At 50.5% G+C, this 24194-nt stretch carries 27 protein-coding genes; 20 read left to right on the forward strand and 7 right to left on the reverse strand.

The window, feature by feature from the left end; all coding sequences use genetic code 11:
- Window positions 1–78: 78 nt before the first annotated feature.
- From C6Y40_RS14165 to C6Y40_RS14190, 6 genes are all read left to right on the forward strand, one after another.
- Complete coding sequence (locus tag C6Y40_RS14165; RefSeq protein WP_105935163.1) at window positions 79–1719, forward strand: acetolactate synthase large subunit; 1641 nt, start codon at window positions 79–81, stop codon at window positions 1717–1719.
- 13 nt (window positions 1720–1732) lie between these two features.
- Window positions 1733–2494, forward strand: a complete 762-nt coding sequence (gene ubiG, locus C6Y40_RS14170; RefSeq protein ID WP_105935164.1) for a bifunctional 2-polyprenyl-6-hydroxyphenol methylase/3-demethylubiquinol 3-O-methyltransferase UbiG — start codon at window positions 1733–1735, stop codon at window positions 2492–2494.
- 178 nt (window positions 2495–2672) lie between these two features.
- Window positions 2673–3302, forward strand: coding sequence for a biliverdin-producing heme oxygenase (locus tag C6Y40_RS14175; RefSeq protein WP_105935165.1), 630 nt, complete (start codon window positions 2673–2675; stop codon window positions 3300–3302).
- Window positions 3295–5619, forward strand: a complete 2325-nt coding sequence (locus C6Y40_RS14180; protein WP_105935166.1) for an ATP-binding protein — start codon at window positions 3295–3297, stop codon at window positions 5617–5619. Before C6Y40_RS14175 ends, C6Y40_RS14180 begins: the two co-directional genes overlap by 8 nt.
- 45 nt (window positions 5620–5664) lie before the next feature.
- Window positions 5665–6117: a response regulator gene (locus C6Y40_RS14185; RefSeq protein ID WP_105935167.1), complete on the forward strand. Its 453-nt coding sequence runs from the start codon at window positions 5665–5667 to the stop codon at window positions 6115–6117.
- Window positions 6118–6262: 145 nt separating this feature from the next.
- On the forward strand, window positions 6263–6871 hold the full coding sequence (locus tag C6Y40_RS14190) for a glutathione S-transferase family protein (RefSeq protein WP_105935168.1): 609 nt from the start codon (window positions 6263–6265) through the stop codon (window positions 6869–6871).
- Window positions 6872–6914: 43 nt separating this feature from the next.
- On the opposite strand, the gene C6Y40_RS14195 is transcribed toward C6Y40_RS14190, so the two are convergent.
- Genes C6Y40_RS14195 through C6Y40_RS14205 form a run of 3 tightly spaced genes read right to left on the reverse strand, consistent with a single transcriptional unit; the run spans window position 6915 to window position 9895 of the window.
- A complete protein-coding gene (locus C6Y40_RS14195) occupies window positions 6915–8486 on the reverse strand; it encodes a cisplatin damage response ATP-dependent DNA ligase (RefSeq protein ID WP_105935169.1) in 1572 nt (523 codons plus the stop codon).
- On the reverse strand, window positions 8486–9508 hold the full coding sequence (locus C6Y40_RS14200) for a ligase-associated DNA damage response exonuclease (RefSeq protein WP_105935170.1): 1023 nt from the start codon (window positions 9506–9508) through the stop codon (window positions 8486–8488). Before C6Y40_RS14200 ends, C6Y40_RS14195 begins: the two co-directional genes overlap by 1 nt.
- Window positions 9509–9565: 57 nt before the next feature.
- Window positions 9566–9895: a hypothetical protein gene (locus tag C6Y40_RS14205; protein WP_105935171.1), complete on the reverse strand. Its 330-nt coding sequence runs from the start codon at window positions 9893–9895 to the stop codon at window positions 9566–9568.
- A 121-nt stretch (window positions 9896–10016) separates the two neighbouring features.
- Here C6Y40_RS14205 and C6Y40_RS14210 point away from each other — a divergent pair, with 121 nt between their 5' ends.
- Window positions 10017–12515, forward strand: a complete 2499-nt coding sequence (locus C6Y40_RS14210; protein ID WP_240621964.1) for a ligase-associated DNA damage response DEXH box helicase — start codon at window positions 10017–10019, stop codon at window positions 12513–12515.
- 18 nt (window positions 12516–12533) lie between these two features.
- On the opposite strand, the gene C6Y40_RS24995 is transcribed toward C6Y40_RS14210, so the two are convergent.
- Both C6Y40_RS24995 and C6Y40_RS25000 read right to left on the reverse strand, forming a co-directional pair.
- On the reverse strand, window positions 12534–14204 hold the full coding sequence (locus C6Y40_RS24995) for a Tn3 family transposase (protein WP_205664774.1): 1671 nt from the start codon (window positions 14202–14204) through the stop codon (window positions 12534–12536).
- 12 nt (window positions 14205–14216) lie between these two features.
- Window positions 14217–15467 (reverse strand): DUF4158 domain-containing protein, encoded by a 1251-nt coding sequence (locus tag C6Y40_RS25000; RefSeq protein ID WP_205664775.1) that lies wholly within the window; start codon window positions 15465–15467, stop codon window positions 14217–14219.
- A gap of 180 nt (window positions 15468–15647) precedes the next feature.
- Between C6Y40_RS25000 and C6Y40_RS25005 the strand changes: the two genes are divergently transcribed.
- From C6Y40_RS25005 to C6Y40_RS14250, 7 genes are all read left to right on the forward strand, one after another.
- Window positions 15648–16088 carry an ATP-binding protein gene (locus C6Y40_RS25005; protein ID WP_205664776.1) on the forward strand — a complete coding sequence of 147 codons (441 nt, stop codon included), beginning with the start codon at window positions 15648–15650 and terminating at the stop codon, window positions 16086–16088.
- Between the two features lie 44 nt (window positions 16089–16132).
- Window positions 16133–16885, forward strand: a complete 753-nt coding sequence (locus C6Y40_RS25010; RefSeq protein ID WP_205664777.1) for an ATP-binding protein — start codon at window positions 16133–16135, stop codon at window positions 16883–16885.
- Window positions 16882–17286 carry an Hg(II)-responsive transcriptional regulator gene (gene merR / locus C6Y40_RS14225; RefSeq protein ID WP_015485717.1) on the forward strand — a complete coding sequence of 135 codons (405 nt, stop codon included), beginning with the start codon at window positions 16882–16884 and terminating at the stop codon, window positions 17284–17286. The genes C6Y40_RS25010 and merR overlap by 4 nt, the downstream gene beginning before the upstream one ends.
- A gap of 76 nt (window positions 17287–17362) precedes the next feature.
- Window positions 17363–17722 (forward strand): mercuric transporter MerT family protein, encoded by a 360-nt coding sequence (locus C6Y40_RS14230; protein ID WP_015485718.1) that lies wholly within the window; start codon window positions 17363–17365, stop codon window positions 17720–17722.
- Window positions 17723–17739: 17 nt separating this feature from the next.
- Window positions 17740–18027 (forward strand): mercury resistance system periplasmic binding protein MerP, encoded by a 288-nt coding sequence (gene merP, locus C6Y40_RS14235; protein ID WP_050660120.1) that lies wholly within the window; start codon window positions 17740–17742, stop codon window positions 18025–18027.
- Window positions 18027–18260 carry a GDCCVxC domain-containing (seleno)protein gene (locus tag C6Y40_RS25230; protein WP_015485720.1) on the forward strand — a complete coding sequence of 78 codons (234 nt, stop codon included), beginning with the start codon at window positions 18027–18029 and terminating at the stop codon, window positions 18258–18260. Before merP ends, C6Y40_RS25230 begins: the two co-directional genes overlap by 1 nt.
- A 230-nt stretch (window positions 18261–18490) precedes the next feature.
- Window positions 18491–20479, forward strand: coding sequence for a cytochrome c/FTR1 family iron permease (locus tag C6Y40_RS14250; RefSeq protein WP_105935173.1), 1989 nt, complete (start codon window positions 18491–18493; stop codon window positions 20477–20479).
- Here the strand turns inward: C6Y40_RS14250 and cadR are convergent.
- Window positions 20457–20864, reverse strand: coding sequence for a Cd(II)/Pb(II)-responsive transcriptional regulator (gene cadR / locus C6Y40_RS14255; RefSeq protein ID WP_105935174.1), 408 nt, complete (start codon window positions 20862–20864; stop codon window positions 20457–20459). The two genes, C6Y40_RS14250 and cadR, sit on opposite strands and share 23 nt — an antisense overlap.
- Window positions 20865–20941: 77 nt before the next feature.
- Between cadR and C6Y40_RS14260 the strand changes: the two genes are divergently transcribed.
- The 6 genes from C6Y40_RS14260 to C6Y40_RS14280 all read left to right on the forward strand — a co-directional run bounded on the left by C6Y40_RS14260 (window position 20942) and on the right by C6Y40_RS14280 (window position 23986).
- Window positions 20942–21841 carry a cation efflux transmembrane domain-containing protein gene (locus C6Y40_RS14260; protein ID WP_105935175.1) on the forward strand — a complete coding sequence of 300 codons (900 nt, stop codon included), beginning with the start codon at window positions 20942–20944 and terminating at the stop codon, window positions 21839–21841.
- Window positions 21842–21922: 81 nt separating this feature from the next.
- Window positions 21923–22495 carry a Spy/CpxP family protein refolding chaperone gene (locus C6Y40_RS14265; protein WP_105935176.1) on the forward strand — a complete coding sequence of 191 codons (573 nt, stop codon included), beginning with the start codon at window positions 21923–21925 and terminating at the stop codon, window positions 22493–22495.
- A 10-nt stretch (window positions 22496–22505) separates the two neighbouring features.
- Complete coding sequence (locus C6Y40_RS14270) at window positions 22506–22787, forward strand: SHOCT domain-containing protein (protein WP_105935177.1); 282 nt, start codon at window positions 22506–22508, stop codon at window positions 22785–22787.
- Window positions 22788–22842: 55 nt separating this feature from the next.
- Window positions 22843–23001 (forward strand): hypothetical protein, encoded by a 159-nt coding sequence (locus C6Y40_RS24795; RefSeq protein ID WP_170308501.1) that lies wholly within the window; start codon window positions 22843–22845, stop codon window positions 22999–23001.
- The gene (locus tag C6Y40_RS14275; protein ID WP_037431561.1) at window positions 22998–23354 is read left to right on the forward strand and encodes a hypothetical protein; all 357 of its coding nucleotides are present in this window, start codon (window positions 22998–23000) and stop codon (window positions 23352–23354) included. The genes C6Y40_RS24795 and C6Y40_RS14275 overlap by 4 nt, the downstream gene beginning before the upstream one ends.
- A gap of 83 nt (window positions 23355–23437) precedes the next feature.
- Window positions 23438–23986, forward strand: coding sequence for a TolC family protein (locus C6Y40_RS14280; protein WP_240621965.1), 549 nt, complete (start codon window positions 23438–23440; stop codon window positions 23984–23986).
- On the opposite strand, the gene C6Y40_RS14285 is transcribed toward C6Y40_RS14280, so the two are convergent.
- Window positions 23987–24194 (reverse strand): transposase (locus tag C6Y40_RS14285; protein WP_170308458.1); only part of this gene is annotated, 208 nt, incomplete at its 5' end. It lies immediately after the preceding gene.

Raw genomic sequence — 24194 nt, forward strand, 5'->3', positions numbered from 1 at the left:
CCTGATTCATTGTCGAACTAAACTATTTTTCGTGGTCTGCGTAGCAACTAGTATTCTAAGCCAATAAGCAGAAGGAATATGAAAGCAGCAGATTTGTTTGTTCAAGCCCTGGAAGCCGAGGGCGTCGAGTATATCTTCGGCATACCTGGTGAAGAAAACCTGGATTTACTTGAGTCACTTCGCCATTCATCCATTAAGCTGGTACTTACCCGACACGAGCAGGGCGCGGGGTTTATGGCTGCAACCTACGGTCGACTCACCGGTAAGGTGGGCGTCTGCCTGTCCACGCTCGGTCCCGGCGCTACCAACCTGGTAACGCCGGCTGCCTATGCACAGCTTGGCGCTATGCCCATGCTGATGATTACCGGCCAGAAGCCAATCAAAACCAGTAAACAAGGGCGTTTTCAGGTCGTTGACGTAGTCGATATGATGCGGCCCATTACCAAGTACACCACACAAATTGTCAGTGGTGAGCGCATTCCTTCGGTGATTCGAGAAGCCTTCAGACTCGCGGCTGAAGAACGCCCCGGCGCAGCACATATCGAAATTCCCGAAGATATTGCCCGGGAGTCGACTACTGCCCCCCTGCTTAAGCAAAGCCAGTCGCGTCGCCCGGTTGCCGAGGAGAAGGCAGTAGAACGAGCCAAAACCATGATTGAGCAGGCCTCGGCGCCGTTATTGCTGATTGGTGCAGGCGCTAACCGCAAACTCACGGCTAAAATGTTGCGCCGCTTTGTGGATCATACCGGGATCCCGTTCGTGACTACGCAAATGGGTAAGGGCGTATTAAATGAGTCTGACCCCTTGTTCGTTGGTAATACGGCGTTATCTGACGGTGATTTTGTACACAAGGCAATTGAGCGGGCCGACCTGATTATCAATGTGGGTCATGATGTCGTAGAGAAACCGCCTTTCTTTATGCATCAAAACGGTAAGCAGGTTATCCATATTAACTTTGAGCCTGCGGCCGTGGATCCGGTGTATTTTCCACAACTTGAAGTGGTTGGCGATATCGCTAACAGCGTCTGGCAGATTAATGAGCGTATAACACCGCAGAAACACTGGAAACGGGACCTTTATCAGGATGTGCATGATGCGTATGTGGATCATCGTCAGGAGTCAGACAGTGACGACAGATTTCCTGTGCTACCGGAAAGACTGGTTAGTGAAGTTCGCGCCGTTATGCCCGAACATGGTGTGGTAGCGCTTGATAATGGCATCTATAAAATCTGGTTTGCCCGCAATTATCCCGCCTACGCGCCCAACACCCTGTTACTCGACAACGCACTCGCGTCTATGGGCGCTGGCCTGCCATCGGCAATGGCGGCAAAACTGGTCAATCCTGATGAGCCGGTAATGGCGGTTTGTGGAGACGGCGGCTTTATGATGAACAGTCAGGAAATTGAGACCGCAGTAAGGCTCAAGCTGGATTTGGTGGTGCTGATCCTGCGTGACGATGCCTATGGTATGATCAAATGGAAGCAGGCACACATGGAGTTTGATGACTTCGGCTTGGATTACGGCAACCCTGACTTTGTAACGTATGCCCAAAGCTATGGTGCTAAAGGTCACCGGGTAACCGCTACTGAGGAATTAGGGCCACTGATGCGCCAGTGTATCGCCGAGCCTGGTGTGCACATTATCGATTGTCCGGTAGATTATAGCGAGAATGACCGTAAATTAAATCTGGATATCCGCCGTTTGAGTGAGCAGTTGTAAGTGAAGTATCGCCATGCTGGATAAAAGCAAAGTCACAGGTAGCGTTAGCAATGATAACGTTTCGGAACAAGAAATCGCCCGCTTTAATGCGTTGGCCCAGGAATGGTGGGATCCCAACGGGAAATACAAAACCGCCCTGGCATTTAACGCGGCGCGGACCGAATATATGATTGCCCAACTTGCGAGCTGTCACGGGCGCGATCCATCATCACCAGATTGTCTGGAAGGGCTGCGCATTCTCGACGTTGGTTGCGGTGGCGGTCTTATCAGTGAGGCGCTGGCCAAACGGGGCGCAATAGTGACGGGTGTGGATGCCAGTGCCATGAGTATCGAAGTGGCCCGCCGCCATGCACAGCAATCCGGACTTTTAGTGGACTACCGGCATTGTCTGGCGGGCCAGCTTCTGGCCGAGGATGAACGATTCGATGTGGTCATTAATGCTGAGGTGGTAGAGCATGTACCGGATCAGGCTGCGCTGATAAACGACTGTGCCAGGCTGGTAAAACCGTCGGGCAGTCTGGTACTTGCTACTTTAAACCGCACCGTAAAGTCGTGGATCATTGCTATCCTGGGTGCAGAGTACGTTATGCGCTATCTGCCGATAGGCACACACGACTGGAAAATGTTTGTGAAACCCGAAGAACTGGCTGGCTGGGTAGCCCCCGAACACTTTAAACTGGTTAACGAAACCGGCATGAAGCTGAACCCTATTACCGGTGTCTGGCGGTTATCATACTCGCTGGCTGTCAATTACATTCAGATTTACCGGCGTTAGGCCTTTCGGCCGGCCGCCGGACAATCAGGCCCGCATACCATTTTGTAGTGACCTGTGATGCTAATCTTATTGATTCTTAATAGTAATTCAAGGATTCTGTTGACAAAGACAGGGGGCGAGTATATTGATTGAGGTGACCGGACTGTTTCGATAACAGCTTTTCCAACCAGGGTAAACCATGACGGATAATGTAACAGCTTGCAAGGTAGCAAAACCCGACATCGCGACACGGTTGCGGCGGGAAACCCGCGACGCACATTGCCAGATCGAAGCAGTGATGAGCGACCTGCTGTTTGCAACACCGCTGGATCTGCAGGCCTATCAACACATGCTCAAACTGCATCGCTCTTATTATGAGTTGGTTGAGGCAAAGCTCGGACAATTCCACACTACCGCAGCCATGATGAGAGAGCGCTGCAAACTTAGCTGGCTCGATAGCGATATCAGGTACCTGAAAAAAGACTGCGGACAGAGTGTTTCTGACCACGGATCTTATGCAAGTGAAGCACTTGAGTTGCCAGAAAACGAGGCCCAGGCATGGGGGTTTTTGTACGTGTTTGAGGGCGCTACCCTCGGCGGCGGACATATCCTCGACAGGTTACGTCACCAGCCGCATTTTAAGGGGCGTTCAGGGTTACGTTTTTTCCACAGTTACGGGCCGAAAACACCAGCCATGTGGCGGGAATTTCAATTATCCCTGCAGCAGTTTGTGGCCGCCAATCCAGGCAGTGAAAAGCAGATCATTAACGGCGCCAACCTGTCATTTTCAAATATGTATGCGCTGATGAAAGGAGTTCGGGTTGACTGATAACTTTGAAGTAACGCTGGATAACTGCCACAAGGAGCCAATTCATATCCCCGGTTCGATACAGCCCCATGGTTATTTGCTGGTGGTTGAGCCGGCAACTATGACGCTGAGTTGTGTTAGTGAGAATGTCACCGAGTTGTGCGGTGCAGATCTGTCAGAATGCATTGGCAAAAGCCTGGCCGAAGTCGTTGATGCAGACTACTGCGCTATCATTAGTAAACAATGGCAAAGCGAGAAGTTACAGCTGTTTAATCCTACATCGGTGCAAATTAAGCACGTTGACTCCACACTGCGCAAGATGACCGCTATTGCCACCTATAACGGTTCGGTGATTCTGATTGCGCTGGAGCCGGACAGTAAGGTTAGTGATAAAGCCTATGAGTCGGTGCTTAAAATGCTCAAGAACTCCGTTCAGTCACTGATGGGCGTGCACAAACTCGACCTGATTTACCAGACCGTAGTGGAAGAGGTTAAACGGTTCTCTGGTTTTGACCGGGTGATGCTGTATCAGTTTGACCATGAATATAATGGAGAGGTGATTGCCGAGGCCAAAGAGACCCACCTTAATGCGTTTTTAAAGCAGCATTTTCCTGAGTCGGATATTCCCAAACAAGCCCGCGAGCTGTACGTCAAAAATCCTATCAGGCTGTTGTGTGATGTAGAGGCAGAGGTGTCCCGCTTGTACCCTGTTCAACCTCACGTTGATTTAAGTTATTGCTCGCTGCGCAGCGTCTCACCGATTCATATACAGTATTTGCGTAATATGGGCGTCAAAGCCTCCATGTCCATCAGTATCATTATTAATGGTAAATTATGGGGGCTTATCGCTTGCCATCATTATTCACGTAACTTCGTGCCTTTTGAGGTGCGTGAAATTGCCCAGTACATCTCTGTTATGCTGTCACAGCTGATATCAGTCAAAATTCAGGAAGAAGATACCCAACGTAATGCCCGCCAACTGGCTATGCTTGGCCAGATCTCAGCGGCCATGGCTGAGGAGCAGGAATATCAGAATGCGCTGAGGATAAAAGCTGATCAACTGCTCGCGTTGGTGGACGCCAGCGGCGCAGTATGGTGCCTTGACGGCTCGCTACAAACTGCGGGGGATGTGCCTGAACAGAATGTCATAAATCCATTACATCAGTGGCTGGCTGAGCAGGTAACTGAGCAGGAAGAAGCCTATTTTACGCACCAGCTTGGCATCGATAACCCACAATTTGCTGAACTTGCCGACATAGCCAGTGGGGTGATGATGGTGTCGCTTTCGGCGGATAACAGTTCGTATATTCTGTGGTTTCGCAAAGAAATTATTCAGGCGAAAAACTGGGGCGGCAAACCAGAAAAAGTGATTGAGTTTACTGATGATGGCAGTCATCGGTTAATGCCGAGAAGTTCATTTGAACTCTGGAAACAAAATGTTTATAAAAAATCCGCACCCTGGCAGGAAGCCGAGCGGGAAGGTGCGTTAAAGCTGCGCAGTATGATCCAGAGTAAAATGATTATCGAATCTGAGAAAGTATTGCAGATGAACAATAAGCTCGAAGAGTTGGTAACCCATCGTACTGCCGAGTTAAATCTGGAAATCAAGCAGCGCAAAGCCGCCGAGTTACATCTGCTGGAGGCGCTGGAGACTGCGGAAACGTCCAACCGTGAATTAGAACGCTTTGCCTTTATTGCCTCCCATGACTTACAGGAACCGCTGCGAAAGATTCAAACTTTTGGTGACCGGATCCAACGCTCCGGCGACACTTTCTCAGAGAAGAACCAATCTTATTTAGAAAGAATGCGGGCGTCTGCCGAGCGGATGCAAACGTTGATTAAGAACACCCTGAGCTTTTCACGGCTGAGCAGTGACGCCATGAAATTCCGTTCCATTAACGCTAACAGTGCCATTCAAACGGTGCTCGACGATATATCGTTACTGGTGAACGAGAAGCAGGCGGATATCAGGGTAGATAAAATTGGTGTCATTCTTGCTGACAAAGGGCATATAATGCGGGTTTTCCAGAATTTACTGCAGAATTCCCTTAAATTTGTTGCTCCAGAGCGACACCCTGTCATCGAAATTACGGTGGTGGACCGAACGGAGGAACATATTACCCTGGCATTTAAAGACAATGGTATTGGCTTTGACAATCAGTATGCCACAAGAATTTTTAACTTATTTGAACGCCTGCATGGCAAAAGTGAGTTTGAAGGAACCGGAATGGGCCTCGCAATTTGTAGAAAAATTGTAGAAAAACACAATGGAAGTATCTGGGCCGAAGGCCGTGAGAACGAAGGTAGCGTTTTTTACATGCAACTACCGGTGAAGTAAGCCGTCAGTGAGGTTGTTGAGATAAAATGTTATAATGTACGAGCTATGAACAGTTTAGAAATTAATCAAAAGAAGATCAGTGAGTTAAATTTCATCTACATTGTCGATGACGATGAAGATGATCGCGAGCTGATTACCGATGCCTTAATCGACAGCAACTTAATGCAAACCCAGATCAAGACCGCCGTAGATGGCGCGGATTTGATGGAGCAGCTAACCAATGGTGGTTCTCTGCCGTCATTCATTATTCTTGACCTGAACATGCCAAGAATGGGCGGGCGCGAAGTATTAAGCGCTATCCGTGAAAACACTGATTTGAAACACATTCCGGTGATTATGTTCTCCACATCTGATACCGATGTGGATGTTAAAGACTGTTACGATCTAGGCTGTAACACTTATATGACCAAACCCTGTGACTATCTGAGTCTGACCGACGCGATGCAGGTAATCCTCCTTTACTGGACCGGCAATTCAACGTTATTAACCGTTCAGTAATCCACTCTTCACCGGTTTTACGGGCATGGCTTGCCCGTGAAGCACGGTTTACTTTCCCATCATTCATCTTAACCTACACAATTGTCAGTTGATTTGGTCGTCAAATCCATTAGTCTGATTGTTCTTCACTGAACAGGAGCTCGCGATGAAAATCTACGATACGCAAACAGCACCGAACCCGCGCCGGGTGAGAATGTTTCTGGCCGAAAAGGGGGTTAGTGCCGAATACATACAAGTAGACCTGAAGGGCGGCGAAAACCTCTCCCCACAAATGCTAAGCAAAAATCCTATGGGTAAGTTGCCTATTCTCGAGCTCGACGATGGTACCTGTATCAGCGAGAGTGACGCCATCTGCGCCTACATTGAAGCAGCTTTTCCTAATCCTCCTTTGTGTGGCGAAAGTGCCATTGAGAAAGGCGTTGTTGCCATGTGGCAGCGGCGGGTGGATTTATGCCTGATGTTACCTGTGGTGCATTGCTTTCAGCATACCACCGGATACTTCAGCGATCGGATGACACCGGTTGGCGATTACGGCGTGGTAGCTGGCAAAGACGCAGTAAAGTTTCTCGATGTGCTGGATAAACAGCTGGCAGATTCCACCTATATTGCCGGAGATAACTTCTCCATCGCTGATATTGTCGCTCTATGTGCCATCGACTTTGCCCGGGTGGTGAAGATTCGAATTGGTGAGGAACAAACGCACTTGCAACGCTGGTATAAGCTGGTGAGTGGCCGCCAGAGCGCTAATGCTTAATTGGACTGCACAGATAGGGCGCTAACCTTCAACTGGCATCAAGTTATTCGATGATAAGCGCCCGGGCATTGGCCAGGGTATCGGCTTCGCTGGCAGGCTTATCCCAGCGGATGCGATGAAAGCGGGGGAAGCGCAGAGCGACACCGGATTTATGCCGGGAGGAAGGATGAATAGCATCAAATGCGACTTCCACTACCAGTTCCTTTTTTACTTCCCGGACCGGACCAAAGCGACCCACGGCATTGCGTCGCACCCAGTTATCGAGCTTTTTTAATTCCTCGTCGGTAAAGCCTGAGTAGGCTTTGCCGATGGGGAGAAGCGTGTCGTCCTGCCATACGCCAAAGGTGAAATCCGAATAAAAACTCGAGCGTTTACCATGCCCTCGCTGGGCGTACATGATAACGGCATCAAGATGCAGTGCCTCACGTTTCCACTTATACCATTGGCCGCTCGGGCGGCCGGGTTGATAAGGACTCTCTTTGCGTTTGAGCATCAGGCCTTCAACACCTGGATCTTCTGCTGCTTTGGCATAGGTCTGCTGTAGTTGTTCACTGCTAGCTACAGACAATAAAGGCGAGATAAGCAGATGGTTGGAAGCAGCCCGGGAGAGCCAGTTGATCAGTCGCTGACGCCGCAGCGTTAGCGGCAGCGGCGTGATGTTTTCGTGGTTGTCGGTCAACAGATCGTAAACCACAATGCCGGCGGGACGCTCGGCAATGAGCTTCTTTGACGGTTTCTTGCGATTAAGCCGTTGTTGTAAAGCGTTAAAGGATTCAATTTTACCGTTGTTTATCACCAGCAGTTCACCATCAATAACGCCGTGCTCGTCTATACCTGCCAGTACATCGGGAAAGGACTCACTGATGTCGTCTCCTGTGCGACTGAAAAGCGCTTTGCCTTGCTCAGTCATCACCAGTTGGACACGGATACCATCGTACTTGTACTCAACCTGCCAGTCTTCAACGGATAATTGCCGGGCTTTATCTTCAGGCAGCGGGTGCGACAACATCACCGGATGGTAGGTGACTGCGCCGGCAATATCGGGTTTCTCTGCACGCCCTTCCAGCCAGTCAAATAACTCGCGATAAGGGGGCCTGAGTGCGTGCCACAGGGTTTCAATTTCGCTGATCGGTACATCGCCGTATTCAGCGAGAATACGTTTCACACTGCGAGCCGACAGACCCACCCTGAGGCCTCGGGTACCGAGCTTAAGTAATGACCAGCGCTGCTCGGCTGTCATGCCGGATAAGTAATGTACCAGCAGCGCTTTCACCTGCTCGCGATTGGCCTGACGGAACTGGTCAATAAGCTCTGCCAGACCGGGGAGCTCGATGTTGGTGGTAGCGTCGGGCCACAAGTGAGCTACCGTTTCGCTCATTTCACCTACATAGTCATAACTCATGGCAAAAAGGTCAGGATCTACCCGCTCCAGCATCAGATTCTTTACTGCATTGCGTTTAAAAAACTCGAACTTCAGGGTGCCGGCTAAGGCGGCGATTGCCCAGCCGCGGTCAGGGTCTGCTGTCTGCGCCAGATAATGCCGCAGCAGCCGACTCTTTTCATTGTTACTGCTGGTGAAATACAGTTGTTGTAGGAGTTGGGAAAAAGTTTCCATTAGTCTGTGGCATCCTCGTCATAGCCAATCAGCGATAACGCCCGGGCTCTAACGCCCTGAGTGGTTAGCTGGTGTAACAATGCGTCCTCCCGGCCATGGGTGATCCACACTTCCCCCGGATTGACTTCGGCGATGGTATCCAGCAAGGCCTGCCAGTCGCTGTGATCAGACACTATCAGTGGGAGTTCCACCTGGCGCTGGTGAGCCCGGGCACGAATTTGCATCCAGCCGGATGCCATGGCTTTGCGTACCTCGGGTAACGAGCGTGACCAGCGGTCGCTGAGGGCTGACGGCGGCGCCAGCACTATCTCACCGGCAAGTTCCGATTTATCAGCTACATCCGTCACATCAATTAGCTGGCCCAGGTTGATGCCGTGTTCTTCATACAAATCACAAAGCCGTCGTTGGGCGCCGTGCAGATAAATAGGCTGGTGATAACCCAGAGCCCGCAAACCAAGGATCATGCGCTGACATTTTCCCAGAGCGTACACGCCTACCAGGTGGCAGCGTTCAGGGAAACGGGCAAGTGATTGCAGTAGTTTTTCACACTCCTGCTCGATAGGCGGGTGCTTAAATACCGGCAGGGCAAAAGTTGCCTCGGTAATAAAAACATCGCAATTAATGGCGGTAAAGGGCGGACAGGTTGGATCCGGCTGACGTTTATAATCGCCGGAAATCACCACCCGGGTGCCGCGATAGCAAAGCAGAATTTGTGCGGAGCCAAGGATATGACCCGCCGGATAAAAGGTACAACTAACCGGGTCATCAGGGTCACCAAGCTCAATGGTGTGGCCATAGTCGAGCGCCTCAACGGTTTCCGCCATGTCCTCACCGTAACGGGTGCGCATAATGGCAATGGTGGGGGCAGTCGCTATCACACTGTGATGCCCGCCAATAGCATGGTCGGCGTGTCCATGGGTGATGAGGGCGCGGTTTACCGGTGCGGTAGGGTCGATGTAACAATCAGCGGCGACGCAATAAAGGCCGTTATCCCGTGGTTGTAGCCACTTATCAGCTTGCAAAAACACTCCGTTAAATTAACCATTTGGCATCTTTTACGCGGTGTTAGTCAGAAAAGCTCAATAGCCGCCTTTAACGATGTAATATTCGCCGTCAGAGGTAAGAGAAACATGCAATTCAGCCACTTCGTCGATAGTTTTGCGGCCGATTTTTTTCCCTGCATTCAGGCAGGTGGTTTGCTGATAGGCCATACCGTCGGCAAACGGGGCTTCAAAAGCCACATTTTCTAAAAAACGGTAGCATTTTTGCTGGCTATCAAAAGCAATCAATCGGCTCATGGGCACATCACCATGGGTCCGGCCGATGGTCGGTAATGGCCCTTCACTGCAGGCAGTGATGAGTCCGGCAAGGCCAATAAGTAAGCAACGTCGTGCGGCAAATAAATTCATTCAGATGAACACATTAACAAAATGAACCAGCAGTATAGCGAATGTTGCGTAGGGTATTAAACCGCTTTGTGTCAGGGCACGTATACTCTTACCACTTAACCAATTGGATTTGTTGCTGCTTTTGAGTTTGCCGTTACCCGCCGAATTTACCGCATGGTTTTCCCGACAGGGCTGGTCATTGCGAGCCTATCAACAGGACATGCTTAACCGTGGGGAAACGGAGCAGTCGACGCTGCTGATAGCCCCTACCGGCGCCGGTAAAACCTTGTCAGGGTTTCTGCCGTCGCTGGTAGACTTACAGCATGAAACCGCTGAATATCTGCATACCCTGTACATTTCGCCTTTAAAAGCACTAACTCAGGATATTCATCGTAATTTGTTGCGCCCCATAGAAGAAATGGCGCTGCCAATTACGGTGGAGACACGCACCGGTGATACGCCGTCGCACAAACGTCAGCGCCAGCGTAAGCGTCCCCCGCATATTCTGCTTACGACCCCTGAATCGCTAATGCTAATGCTCTCTTATACTGATGCGCCGAAAATATTTGGCAAGCTAAAAACCGTCATTATCGACGAAGTTCACAGCCTGATTGGCAACAAGCGCGGCGATTTTACTACCCTTGCCCTGGCCCGGATAGAATCTCTGGCTCCCGGTTTCAAGCGCATCGGTTTGTCGGCGACGGTAGCTAAACCAAAGCTGGTGGCCGACTGGTTGGGGCCTACCGGAGAACCTGCCGCGCTGCTTGAGGTTGAAGATACTGCCAAACCAGCCATCAACATTTTACGTTCAGAGCAGCGCATGCCCTTTGGCGGCTTTATGGCCAAATACGCCATTGGGGATATTTATCAGGCTATCGCCAAGGCCGCGACTACCCTGGTGTTTGTGAACACACGTGCACAGGCTGAATTATTGTTTCAGTTGTTATGGTCAGAGAACGCCCTGGTACTGCCTATCGCCCTCTATCATGGCTCACTGAGTAAAGAGCAACGCCGTAAAACCGAAGAAATGATGGCCTCCGGAAAGCTTCGCGCTATCGTAACCACCTCCGCCCTTGAGCTGGGCATAGACTGGGGGGATGTGGATTTGGTTATTCAGGTTGGCGCCCCAAAAGGGGTTAGTCGCCTGCTACAACGTATCGGGCGGGCTAACCACCGGTTTGAGGAAGCCAGTGAAGCCTTGCTGGTGCCGGCCAACCGCTTTGAGGCACTGGAGTGTCAGGCCGCTATTGAGGCGATTAATCAGGGCGCGCGTGACGGTGCTTTGGTACAGCCCGGCGCTATGGATATTATCCCGCAGTATATCATTAATTGCGCCTGTTCCGGTGCGGTGACGCCTGAAGCTCTGTATCAACAAATTCTCAATGCTTCACCTTATCAGGGGCTGGCAGCCGATGAGTTCAATCAATTGTGGCAATTCAGTGTGGATGGTGGTTATGCACTGCAAGGGTATGAACGCTATCAGCGGTTAACCCAGCAACCAGACGGTACCTTTAAACCGACCAGTCAGCGGGTGGTCCAGCGTCACCGGCAAAATATCGGCACTATTGTGGAAGCCGGGAAGCTTAAAGTGAAGCGGATCCGGCGCGGCAATCAGGGCAAGATTATTGGCGAGGTAGAAGAGTACTTTGCGCAGCAGCTTACGCCGGGGGATACGTTTTTGTTTGCCGGTGAAATGCTGCGCTTTGAGGCCATACGGGATATGCAGTTACATGCCAGGCCAGATAAAGGCAAAGAGCCGAAAATTCCAAGTTATGTGGGGGGGCAGTTACCGCTTTCAACCTATCTGGCCGATGGGGTACGGGCGTTATTAAATGAGCCCGCTCAGTGGCAGGCGTTACCCGGGCAGGTACGTGAGTGGCTTAGCCTGCAACAGGCTTTCTCGCAAATTCCGGCCCGGGATAAGGTGCTTATCGAACAGTTTCCTTACCGCCGCGCGTTTTATTCACTGTATTACACCTTTGAGGGCCGCAAGGCTAATCAGACGCTGGGCATGCTGCTGACCCGGCGGATGGAAAAGCTTGGCCTTAAGCCACTAAGTTTCAGTGTAACAGACTACGGGTTGTCGGTATGTGCGCTCAAGCCGCTGGATGAAACTCATATCGCTACGTTATTCCAGCCGGATATTCTTGGCGATGAACTGGAAGACTGGATGCTTAACGCGCCTATGCTTAAACGCTCATTCCGCCAGGTGGCTATTGTCAGCGGGCTTACCGAACAGCGCTATCACAGTACACGCAAAACCATGAAGCAGGTGACCTTTTCCACCGATCTAATTTACGATACGCTGCGTGAATACGAGCCCGACCATATTCTGCTTAAGGTCGCCCGCGAAGATGCCGAGCGTGAGTTGCTCGATCTCCGGCGACTGGCAGATACTTTGATACGATTTGTCGGGAAAACCCAGTTTATTGATTTACCTAAGGTGTCACCTATGGCGATCCCCATTGTGCTGGATGTACGCAGTGAACAGGTTAAAGGCGCTGGCGAGCAGGCGCTCCTTGATCAGGCGGCACTCTATGCTGAAGCCGAATCCATGCTTGATGAGGTCAGGGCACTACTTGGACCAGCGGGGGCATTTGAACGAAAACCTACGGTTTTGACTCCCAGGCCCTCCGCGTAACCGTAGGTTTCCGAATAATCACCCCTTCCCCTCATCTTCAATAAAGTACGTACCATTGGGCAACACATGCTTATAGGGCAATAACGAGATATGGGATAAGGTCTTGTCGTCGATATCCTCCCCCTGCTGCCGGAGCTGCTCAACCACGTCATTTATCTTGATCGTGTTCCAGTACAGAATGGCATTGGATACAAAGCTGAGGCTGCTGGCCTTGTTCATGATTTCCTCATAGTCCCCAGTGGTGAATTCACCCTGGTCCGCAAAGAATATCCAGCGCGGCAGTTTGTGCCGGTATTCCCCTTTATTCAGTTGCCGCTGGACGGTTTGGCGCAGGTCTTTGTCAGTTAGGTACCGCAGAATGTATTCGGTCTTGATGATCCGGCCCAGGTTGGTAAAGGCCTTGGTGAGGCGATCGGAGGGTGAACTGTTGGTCAACCGTTGAACGATGACGTGTGCTGGCGCAGTTTTTTGTTTCAGAGAAATGACCACCCGCATCATGTATTCCCATTGCTCCTCAATAATCGCCAAATCAGCTGTTTTCGTGAGTAAATGGTTGAGGTCACCGTAATCGACGGATTTGTCGATACGGTATAGCTGCTGATCCTTCAGATCCCGAATGCGTGGCATAAAGTAGAAGCCGAGCAAATGACAGAGGGCGAAGACGATTTCAGTGTACCCATGCGTATCGGTGGTGTGCTCTCGGATTTTCAGAATTGTGTTGTTTTCCAGCAGACCGTCCAGAACATACAGGGCTTCACGAGGGCTACAGGAAATGATCTTGGTGCTGAACACGGAATATTGATCGGATACGTGGGTGTAGATCCCGATGGCTTTTTCATAGTAGCCGTAATAGCGGGGATAGTATGAAGCCAACAGGCTGTCGGCGCGGATTTTAAAGCGTTGCGCATCTGAAGAGGACAATGTACCGGAGCCATACACCGCACTCAACGGCAGCTCATGGTGTTGATTCACAATTTCAGCACTGGCGTTGATCAGGGTTTCTTCGCGAATATAGTATTGCAGGATATGCCTTAGCATATCGACAGTAACGCCATTGACGCTGTTACTCATGGACACGACGCCCAGGTTTGTGGCTTGTGAAATAATGGCAGCCATCAGGCTTTTGTAAAAGTTTTTGGGCCGTGACTGGTGATGTTGGATAGGGACAAAGTGACGACTGTAATGCGTCATTTGATCCACCTCCATCAGCAATTGCTCGATGCGTATGCTGGGCATATGCGCATCGATCACCTTTTGCAGTTGGTTGACTTTATCCGGTACGTCCAGCTTGTCGTCACGCTTGAGTTTCAGCCGGCCATTGTGTATCTCGGCGAAATTATCCAGTCCAAAACGCTTTTGCGCTGCTGACACCGCTTCGTGGAACTGGGTTGAAATGGCGGAACGCACTTCGTGTTGCAAAGGCTGCTGTAGCTCGGTATAGACGGTGTGTTTGGTTTCATCCCAGTTGGGCTCGTTCAAGGTCAGATCCCAGAACGACACATGCTGTTTGCTCTGTGGTAAATACAAATCGCCGGAACGCAACGCATCTTTCATCGCGAGAGCAAGGCCCATTTCCCAAACATTGCGATTGATGTTGCCGGCTTGATCTTTAAGGCTGCGACGCAGCTCGCGGGGAATGAACGCAGTCGGTGTATTCTCCGGCAGTTTTTTCAGATCGCCGTCATCCAACTGCCGGACGAACTAGATGGCTTTTATCAGTGGCCCAGAACCTTTCGCCACTTCAAACGGTAACCGTATAAAGTCGGAAAAATACTTTCGTAAACTGGGGTAACGGGTCAGCAACAAATCGCAGTAGCCGCATTCTTCCAGGCGTTTAAAAATGTGCAGGTCGTCAATGGAGGCTAGCAAGTGTTTCTCGTCAATACGCTGCCATAAGTCATTCTTGTACAACGGCTGTTCATCCGGCCATTCCAGCAAAACATGCGTGGTATCGAGCACGGCGTCGATAGCTTTCTTCTGGCGTTTGCGGAATTCCTTGTGCTTTTTGTCGTGACTGTTTCTGGTTTGTCGGCACAGTTCCGTCATGTACTGATCGTGCATTTTGACCAGGTTATCCAGCAGAATCTTGCGGGATTCTAACAGGAAGCACACCATCAGGGCATAGCGCTTGTGGTCTTTGAAGCGTTTCATGTCCTTGGCGCTGTAGCGCTTGGTCAGTCGATACAGGTAGTGAAGAAAAGCGGTATCAATGACCTTTTCCTCGAATTCATTAACGCCGGTGGCCACCAGATTGTCATAGCGCTCCAAATAGCGTTTCAGTGATGAGATTTTGGCGGCCGGTGGATACTCTTTGAGTTGGTTGAAGTAGGTTCGCTGATTACCGTCTGTGGTTTGCAACAGAACGTCGATGGCACCGCGCAGTTCAGGGGACATCTGATCAAACACCTGCTCAAAAAGCTGAGTGTGAACCTGGTTACAAATACGGATGATCTGCCGTTCGATGGTCGAGGGCCCGGGTAATACAATACGGTTCAGCAGCAGGTAGCGCTCTGCCCGGTGAAAAAGTTCATCCGGCAGCAGCCCCTGGCGAGCATATTCTTCAATCCAGCGGTCCAGATCCGCTTCCGCTTTGTCATCAAACCGCTGAAAGCCCAGATACTTGAGGATGTTGTTCCGATGCTCCAATAGTGTCGCTTCCCGCTCGGGCACGTCCACGGTTAGCGTGGGCGGGAGGTCGAGTTGACTGCTCAGGTAGCTGATTACCCGGGGGGATAGATCATGGAGTTGGTTAAGAAACCGGCCATAGAGACGCATGGCGCACAGTTGGATAGCAAATCCCAGACGGTATTGCTTACGGTACTTGTTGACCACCTGGCAATCGCGTCGGCTCAGCGTCCAATCGCGAACCATTTCTTCGTCGGAAAATCGTTGTGGCAGCATTAACGGCTGGTTTCGCTGCTGGTTGGTTAAGAACTGCTCTTTGGCTGTCATGAGTTCTCACTTGGGCTCAGTCACGCCAACTATTCCTATAGCGTTGTTTTTATTGATTTTTTACATTCGTGAGTCGCTATTGTCGTATCTAACAATCAGACGGCATTGTAATCACGAATAGACGATAATAAAATAACGAATAGACGAATTTCAACCATCAATTAGCCGAGCGCTTATTTTATGTACCCACGTTATTCTGAAATCAATGTCAAAGAAGCGCTGAGCGACACCCCGGTGGTCTTTGTGATGGGGCCGCGCCAAGTCGGTAAAACCACTCTGGTGAAGGCGCTGATTGGTGAGATGGGCGCTGAAAACTGGGAATACATTACCCTGGACGATCAGGCCCAATTCGAAATTGCACAAGCTGATCCCGTCGGGTTCATCCGTAATCTGCCACCGAAACGAATTGCGCTCGATGAGGTTCAGCGCCTGCCTGAACTGTTCGTCTCCATCAAGCAGGCTGTGGATGAACAACGCACGGCAGGTCGCTTTCTCCTGACGGGTTCTGCCAATGCCTTGTTATTGCCCCGGCTATCGGATTCCCTGGCCGGCCGGATGGAGTCGGTTCGCCTGACAACGCTTTCCGAATGTGAGATCCATGGACGACCCTCAGCTTTTTAAGCAAACTACTGAACCAGGAAGCGCCTTCGGCTCAGGACATTCGTGTGCGGGATCATCTACTGCAACGGTTGATTACGGGGTGTTTCCCCGAGCCTCTGCAACGTGCCAATGAGCGGGGAAGCACCGCTTGGTATCAACAGTACGTCAGTACATTGATCCAGCGGGATATCCGCGATCTGACCCATATCGATCACCCCGATCTGATGGCCAAGTTACTCAAACTCACCTCCTTTTATGCGGGGAAACTGGTTAACCTGACCGAACTGGGCGCTAAACTTGGGCTGGATCGACTGACCATCAAAAAATACATGGCGTTGTTGGAGCAGTTGTTTTTGGTGGAACAGCTGCCGGCCTGGCATTCCAACGAATATAAGCGCCTGGTGAAAACACCCAAACTGCACTCGGTCGATACCGGCATGATGTGCGCCGTGCGGGGCCTCAATCGGGAGGGCCTGCTGAAACAGCCAGGTGATTTTGGGTTGGTGCTGGAATCCTTCGTCTACAACGAATTGCGCAAACAGGCGGTGTGGATCGAGGAGCCCTTGAACTTCTACCACTACCGTGACAAGGACAAGGTGGAGGTCGATGTGATCATTGAAAACGCCATGGGCGATTGTTTTGCCATTGAAGTCAAAGCGGCGGCAACCTTGAGCACGAAAGATTTTACCGGCTTGAAACGCTTTCAAAGTGTGGCCGGCAAGCGCTTTAAAATCGGTGTCCTGCTCTACGATGGCGATCATACGACGGCTTTTGGTGACAATCTCTTTGCTGTCCCGCTGGGAGCGCTCTGGTCATGAACGAAAACCACACCATTGGCCAGCTGGCCAAGACAGCAGGTGTCAACGTCGAAACCATCCGCTACTACGAACGCCGTGGTTTGATCCGTCAACCACCCAAACCCGCAGAGGGATACCGTACCTACCCAAACGCAACCTTGGCTCGGATTTTATTCATCAAACGCGCCCAGGAACTGGGTTTTACGCTGGAGGAGATCAACAACCTGCTGTCATTGGGCGAGTCGCATTGCTCGGAAGTCCAGGAGCTGGCCGAAGCAAAGCTGGCCAGCGTGCGTGAAAAAATTAACGATCTACACCGCCTGCAACAGGTGTTGGAAGAGCTCGTCACACAGTGCCGGACCAATCCTGACAATGCGGCATGTCCTATTGTTGAATCCCTCCAACCTGCTCCTCGTCAATAAAAGGCATTGGACTTGACTCCGTACCTTGGTACGGGACTTACACTGATTTCACTAGGTCAATAAAGTGGAGTCGGCGATGGCAGGAAAAGAGTCATTCACCAACACAAGGCTACCTATCATCGGTGGCATTACCGCTGCCACCGTCGCCAGCCTGTGTTGTGTTGGGCCTTTTGTGCTCCTGTCACTGGGTATCAGCGGGGCCTGGATCGGTAACCTGACTGTATTGGAGCCCTACCGTCCCGTATTCATCATGCTTGTTATGTTGTTGCTCGGTTGGGCTGGCTGGCAGGTTTATCGACCGGTCGATACCTGTGAACCGGGAACCGTCTGCGCTGTGCCGCAAACTCGGAAACGGCGGCAAATGGTTTTCTGGATCGCTGCAATCGTGGCGCTGGTGCTCGTCACCAGCACCTACTGGATTCCTCTGTTCGCATGAACACTCTGGAGCTAACCATGCAGAAAATCATTCTCGGTCTCGTATTCACCATCGCCAGCTTCTCGGCCTGGGCCAAGCCACAAACCATCACGCTGGATCTGCCAACCATGAACTGTGCCATGTGCCCGATCACGGTCAAAAAGGCACTCACCAAGGTCCAAGGCGTAACAAAAGCCGAGGTCAGTTATGAGCATAAGCAAGCCGTAGTAACCTTTGAGGATTCCCTGACCAACGCTGACAGATTGGTCGAAGCGACCACCCATGCCGGTTATCCATCGACCATCGTGAAAACGGAAACACCATGATGCCAGAGGTGATTTTGCAGTCAGTGCTGACTTGTCCCGAATGCGGCCATAAAAAAACAGAATCCATGCCCACCGACGCGTGTCAGTGGTTCTACGAGTGTGAGCAGTGCCATGTTTTATTGAAGCCGAAGCTCGGTGACTGCTGTGTCTACTGTTCCTATGGCTCGGTACCATGCCCGCCGATACAGTTGTCACAGGGCAATAAAGACACAGGAACCTGTTGCGGCGGTTAAGTGGACCTCGCAAATCTGCATGTCACTCACCCGGTTAAGTCGATGATTTTCCAGTATCAATCCACCTTCAATGATCTCTGTAAGATTAAGGAGCGAGCCTTGGGAAGGCCTCTCTATCAAAACGGTTTCCAACCGACTGTAATTTTTACTTCTCTTGACTCTATAGCGGCTATAGAGTTTACAATTGCGATCAATAATCATTAGCGATTCATGAATAAGAGAACACCGAGATGTTTGATTGCAGATTGCAACGCCTGAAACGAGCCACCCTTCATGCCATCATATTTCTGATGCTGCCACTTTCTCTATCTGCCGGGGCGAATGAAGCTGAGATCCCAGACAACGTTACTCAACTCCGGCAACTGGCACAGCTCGCTGAATACATAGGCGTTGATTATGCCGAAGCGGTGAAAAACGGTCAGGTAATTAATGACAATGAATATCAGGAGATGGTGGAGTTTTCACAACTGATTGTTAGCAAGAGCTCGCTGGCCGCCACTGCTGATGCAGAGTCACTCGCAGTGCAAGCAATGGCATTGCAGAGGGCCATCCATGATAAGAAAGGTGTTGATGAGATCCGTCAAATGAGTGCCAGCCTACGCGGCACATTGTTGGGATTGATGCCACATTTATCCCTGCCGGAACGGATATTACCTCAAGAAAAAATCCGGCCGGTATTTGAGACTAACTGCGGATCTTGCCATGGAGTATCTGGTCAAGGTGACGGAGTGCTGGCAGCACAACTCGATCCCGCACCCACGGACTTTACCGATAAAGAGCGGGCATTAAATCGATCAATTTTGGGTTTATACGACGCCATTACCAATGGCATTGACGACACCGCCATGCCATCTTTTCAACAACTAACGGAGCAAGAGCGTTGGTCAATGGCATTCTATGTCGGTGGACTCGCTTTTCAATCCAGCGAACCTACTCACAATGATTTGAATATTACCAAACTGCAGCTGATTAATCACAACCCACTGCAACTGGCAGCAGCACGCCCTGATATAACCCTACAAGCTTTGGAGAGTTTACGCGCTAACCCCTCGGCATTATTCAAGGCATCCCAAGATCCCTTGGCAATCACATGGAATCGACTTCAAGCCGCCCAAAAAGCGCATCAGAAGGGAGATTTTTCAACCGCAAGTGAACTCGCCGTCAGTGCTTATCTGGACGGTTTTGAACTGATTGAAAACAGCCTCGATGCGCATGACAAAGCACTGCGCCAATCCATCGAGTCCAACATGATGGCACTACGACAATTGACCAGCCGCCCCGACGTAAACGGAGAATTGGGTGCGCTAATGGCGGAGACGCGGCATTTGTTGGATGACGCACAACGTTTGTTATCAGAGTCCACCTTGTCCGAAGGAACTTTATTCACTGCTAGTCTGGTCATATTGTTGCGCGAAGGCCTGGAGGCATTGCTGGTTATCATTGCCTTAACGACGGTTTTGATAAGAACCGGGCGTCGGGATGCGCTTAAATATGTCCACATAGGCTGGATTGCGGCATTACTTGCCGGTGGTGCCACCTGGATCGCCGCTCAATCGTTGATCACGATCAGTGGTGCCAATCGTGAAATCATGGAGGGAATTGCCGCTTTATTGGCCGCGTTGGTACTGCTCTATGTTGGGATCTGGATGCATAGCAAAACCCAGGCTGCACAATGGCAAGCCTACATTCAGCAACATGTCGATACCCAACTTAAGTCTGGCACCTTGTGGGGGCTGGTGGCGTTGGCATTTGTGGCGGTTTACCGGGAGGTGTTTGAAACCGTATTATTTTATCAATCGCTGTTAACGCAGGCGGTATCAACCCAATATTCTTCTGTTGGTGGTGGCTTTGCGCTCGGTTTGTTGCTGTTAGCCATATTGGCGTGGGTGTTGATTCGCTTTTCCGTCAAGCTGCCGATCGCCAAATTCTTTTCAGCCACCACCTACTTGCTGCTAGCGCTGGCATTTGTCCTGATGGGCAAAGCTGTGTCGGCATTACAGGAGGCGGCCATCATCGGTATGACGCCATTACCTGTGAGTTTTGAGATTGACTGGATTGGCGTCAAATCCACCTGGCAAGGCGTGCTTGCGCAACTTTCGGTACTTCTGGTTTACCTGGTATTTTTAATACTATCCAAATCAAAACGCGCAACATCACCGCCGATAACACAGGCGTCCGATTTCAAGCGCGTAAGTGTTACCGCTTCTGATGCTGATTAGTGGTTAACGTTTGCAAGATGCCGCACTGTTCGATCGTCCTTCCACTGGAGCAGCTGCGGCGAAGTACTTTCAAATGCTCGCGCAGCTGAACCAGCTCCTGAATGCGCGTTTCCACTTGTTGAATGTGCGTATCCATCATGCGATTGACTTGATCACATTGCGCACCCGGTGAGCGTTTTAATGTGAGTAGCTGGCGGATCTCGGACAAACTGAGATCCAGGTTACGGCAGAGCTTGATAAATAGCAGCTGTTCGACAGCAGCTTCATCGTAAAGTCGAAAATTGCCGTCACTACGCTGTGTCGTGCACAGCAACTGTTCTTTTTCATAGTAACGGATAGTTTGCACCGAGCAATCCGTCTTTTTTGCCAGCTCGCCAATCTTCATTTATTCAATCTCTGTGCTTGACTCTATAGTAACTATAGAGTTTAAACTGCCCACCTTGGATAGAACAAGGGTTTTTTATGACGACCACATGCGGTGGCAATTGCCAAAATAACGCGACGGAGAACACTCCCCAAATTGCCGAAGTACACGACGCTTCTCATGGCGGCTTTGTTAGTGAGTATCATGTCCCCAAGATGGACTGTCCTTCAGAGGAAGGCATGATCCGTATGGCGTTGGACAGTGTGCATCCTAAAGTCACATTGGAATTCGATACCCCCAAGCGCAAGGTGAGTGTCTACCATGGTGATAACGCTGACCTTATTAAAAAAAGAATGCAATCAGTCGGTCTGGGCGCGAGACTTGTCAGTACAATGCCCGTCGCCAGCGAGTCCATCGCCCGTGCGCAGGCGTCTGCAAAACAGGAGGCAGAAAGAGAAGCTGGCATTCTCAAGTGGCTACTGGCAATCAATGGCATCATGTTTGTCATTGAAATTACTGTCGGCTGGTGGGCCCAATCCACTGGTTTGATTGCGGACTCCCTGGATATGTTCGCTGATGCCGCCGTCTACGGCGTGGCGCTGTATGCCGTAGGGCACAGTGTGCGGATGAAGTTGCGTGCAGCCCATTTTTCCGGTTGGCTTCAGATCATTCTCGCCTTGGGCGCTTTGGGCGAGGTGGTAAGGCGATTAGTATTGGGTAGTGAACCGGTTTCCACTTTGATGATGAGCTTCGGGCTTGTTGCCTTGGCGGCCAATGTGACCTGTCTGCTGTTGATTGCCAAAAGCCGGGATAGCGGCGCCCATATGAAAGCCAGCTGGATTTTCTCCGCCAATGACGTGATTGCCAATCTAGGGGTGATCCTTGCCAGTGGATTGGTGGCCTGGACGGGCTCACGTTATCCAGACTTGGTGATTGGCCTTATCATCGGTTTGATTGTGTTGAATGGTGCGCGCCGTATCTTGCAGCTCAAGTCCTGAGCCGAGCACAATATGAACAACAAGCAATGGTCTTTTTTTGATAACTCGCCAATAAAATTTATTTAAAAAGTGGAGTAAAAGATGAAAACTAACAAATTGACAACAGCAGCCTTAACCCTCGGTCTTACTTTTGGAGCCGCCTCATTAGCACTGGCACATGGCAATATGCAGGGCAACATGATGCAAGGTTGCAGGGGGATGAATGGCAACATGATGGGTGGCAACATGATGGGTGGCAACATGATGGGTGGCAACATGATGGGTGGCAACATGATGGGCGGCAACATGATGGGCGGCAACATGATGATGGGAATGTTCTTCCAGCTGGATCTAAGCACTAAGCAACAGCAAGAGATCCAGGCTATTATGACCCAAGCAATGGCGGGCAGGCAAGTGATGATGGCCAATATGCCAGCATATATGGCGGAATGTCAGGCATTAACCACGGCACCCACCTTTGATGAAGCTAAAGCCAGAGCAATGCTCGCAAAGCGCCAAGGGGTGATGAGCGAAAATATGCTTACTATGTTAAAAGCCCGTCACCAGGCCTATCAGCTATTAACACCGGCACAACAGGAGCAATACTTGATATTGATGCAACAAATGTCTGCCAATATGCAAAATATGATGGGTAGCCAATCACAACATTATTAAGGTGAATAATATGAACGCTATGCACTCTTCCGGCTATTGGGGCAATGGTTGGTGTGATTTTGGGCTTTTTTTTCCGGGACCGTTTGGCATGATATTTTCGTTATTACTATGGACTGTCATCATATTAGCCTTGGTTAAATTAGTTCAGTTGTTACTGAAAAATAAATCCCAACAAATCAACAGTAATAAACCAGTTAACAGCCTTGAGCTTTTAAAGGAGCGTTACGCCAGAGGCGATATTGACGAAGAAACATATCAAAAAATAAAACAAGAGTTGCTCTCACGCTCTTAAACCAAAACGTTCTCTCATTGCTCTGGCGGTGAGGGAATTCATATCAAGGAGATAATTGTGGGAAACAACCTGGGAAATCCTCGACCTGGCTCGCTTTGATAAGCGGATAACAGGTAAACGAAAGGCGCTGGGACAATCGGGGATTGAATCCGTAATCAAGGGTGGACTGCTTCGCAGTTTATTCCATTTCATTGGGGTTATGTTCGGTTTATGAGTCGAAAAGCACTGTCTTATCTGCTGTTACTCTTGATTGCACTGCAATCAGTGACAGCTATGGCTGACGTGCATCCCATTAATTATTCGGATACAGCCCCTTATTCCTCTGATTTCATCGATGGCTCATCATCGGGAGTACTGGATAGCTCGACCGCTACTGATCCCACTGATCAGAATATGTCCACTGACTGCCTGTTTCATTGCCATCACCATGGCTGCCATTGCCATGTCTATTTATCCGGTAACCTGACTCACCCCAACTTTTTGCATAAACATTCGTTGCATAACGACTCTCAAGCCCTCATTCCCGAGGCCCCATCCTCGTCGCTGTACCGCCCTCCAATCGCCTGATTTTACCGATTATGTTTTTTCTGTGTTGCCGTTATCGTTGCAACGCGCGGTTTGAATTATCTTAAATAAGTAGGATCTACCATATGCTATCAATACGTACTGCGCCGGGTTCTGGCGCTTTGGGGCGGAGGAATATCAAAAGCCGATGTATTCTGTTCAGTTTATTATTTTTCATTTCTTCGTCGGGGCTTAGCGCCGAGCCTGGGGACTCAACGATCACGCTGACCAATGCGGTGCAGCGCTCCCTGTCACAAAACCCGTCTTTGAAAGTTTTTCCCTACCGCTACGCAGCCCTTCAAGGGCAGGCCGAAACAGCCGGGTTAAGACCGGCGTATGAGCTGGGATTTGACGCTGAAAATGTCGGGGGCACTGGGGACTTCAGCGGCGCAGGTGGTGCTGAACTCACCATTGCGCTGTCTTCGGTCATCGAAATGGGGGATAAGCGCGCGGCACGGCAAGGCGTAATCTCCCACAGTCGGTCGGTGCTCAATGCCAGCCGACAGGTGGAATCCTTGGCCTTATTGGGCGAAGTCACCCGCCGTTACGTCGATGTGCTAGCGGCACAGGAGCAGGTCACCCTGGCTGGCGAGGCCGCCCAGTTGGCGAGCGAGAGCTTATACCAATTGCATTAATTAATTGACCAAATTTGTCCACTCTCTCCAACAGAGATTTTTGACTCGCTCAACATCTGCAATGAATGTATTCCAGGCACGAGAGACCTGTTCTACTATTTCTTCGTAACCTCGAAATACCCGGTTTGATAAGCAACGCTGCCGTAGCCATTGCCATACCTGTTCCATCGGGTTCAGCTCCGGAGAATAGGCTGGGAGTTTTACGAGA

The sequence above is a fragment of the Marisediminitalea alba genome (assembly GCF_002993365.1).
Taxonomy (GTDB): domain Bacteria; phylum Pseudomonadota; class Gammaproteobacteria; order Enterobacterales; family Alteromonadaceae; genus Alteromonas; species Alteromonas alba.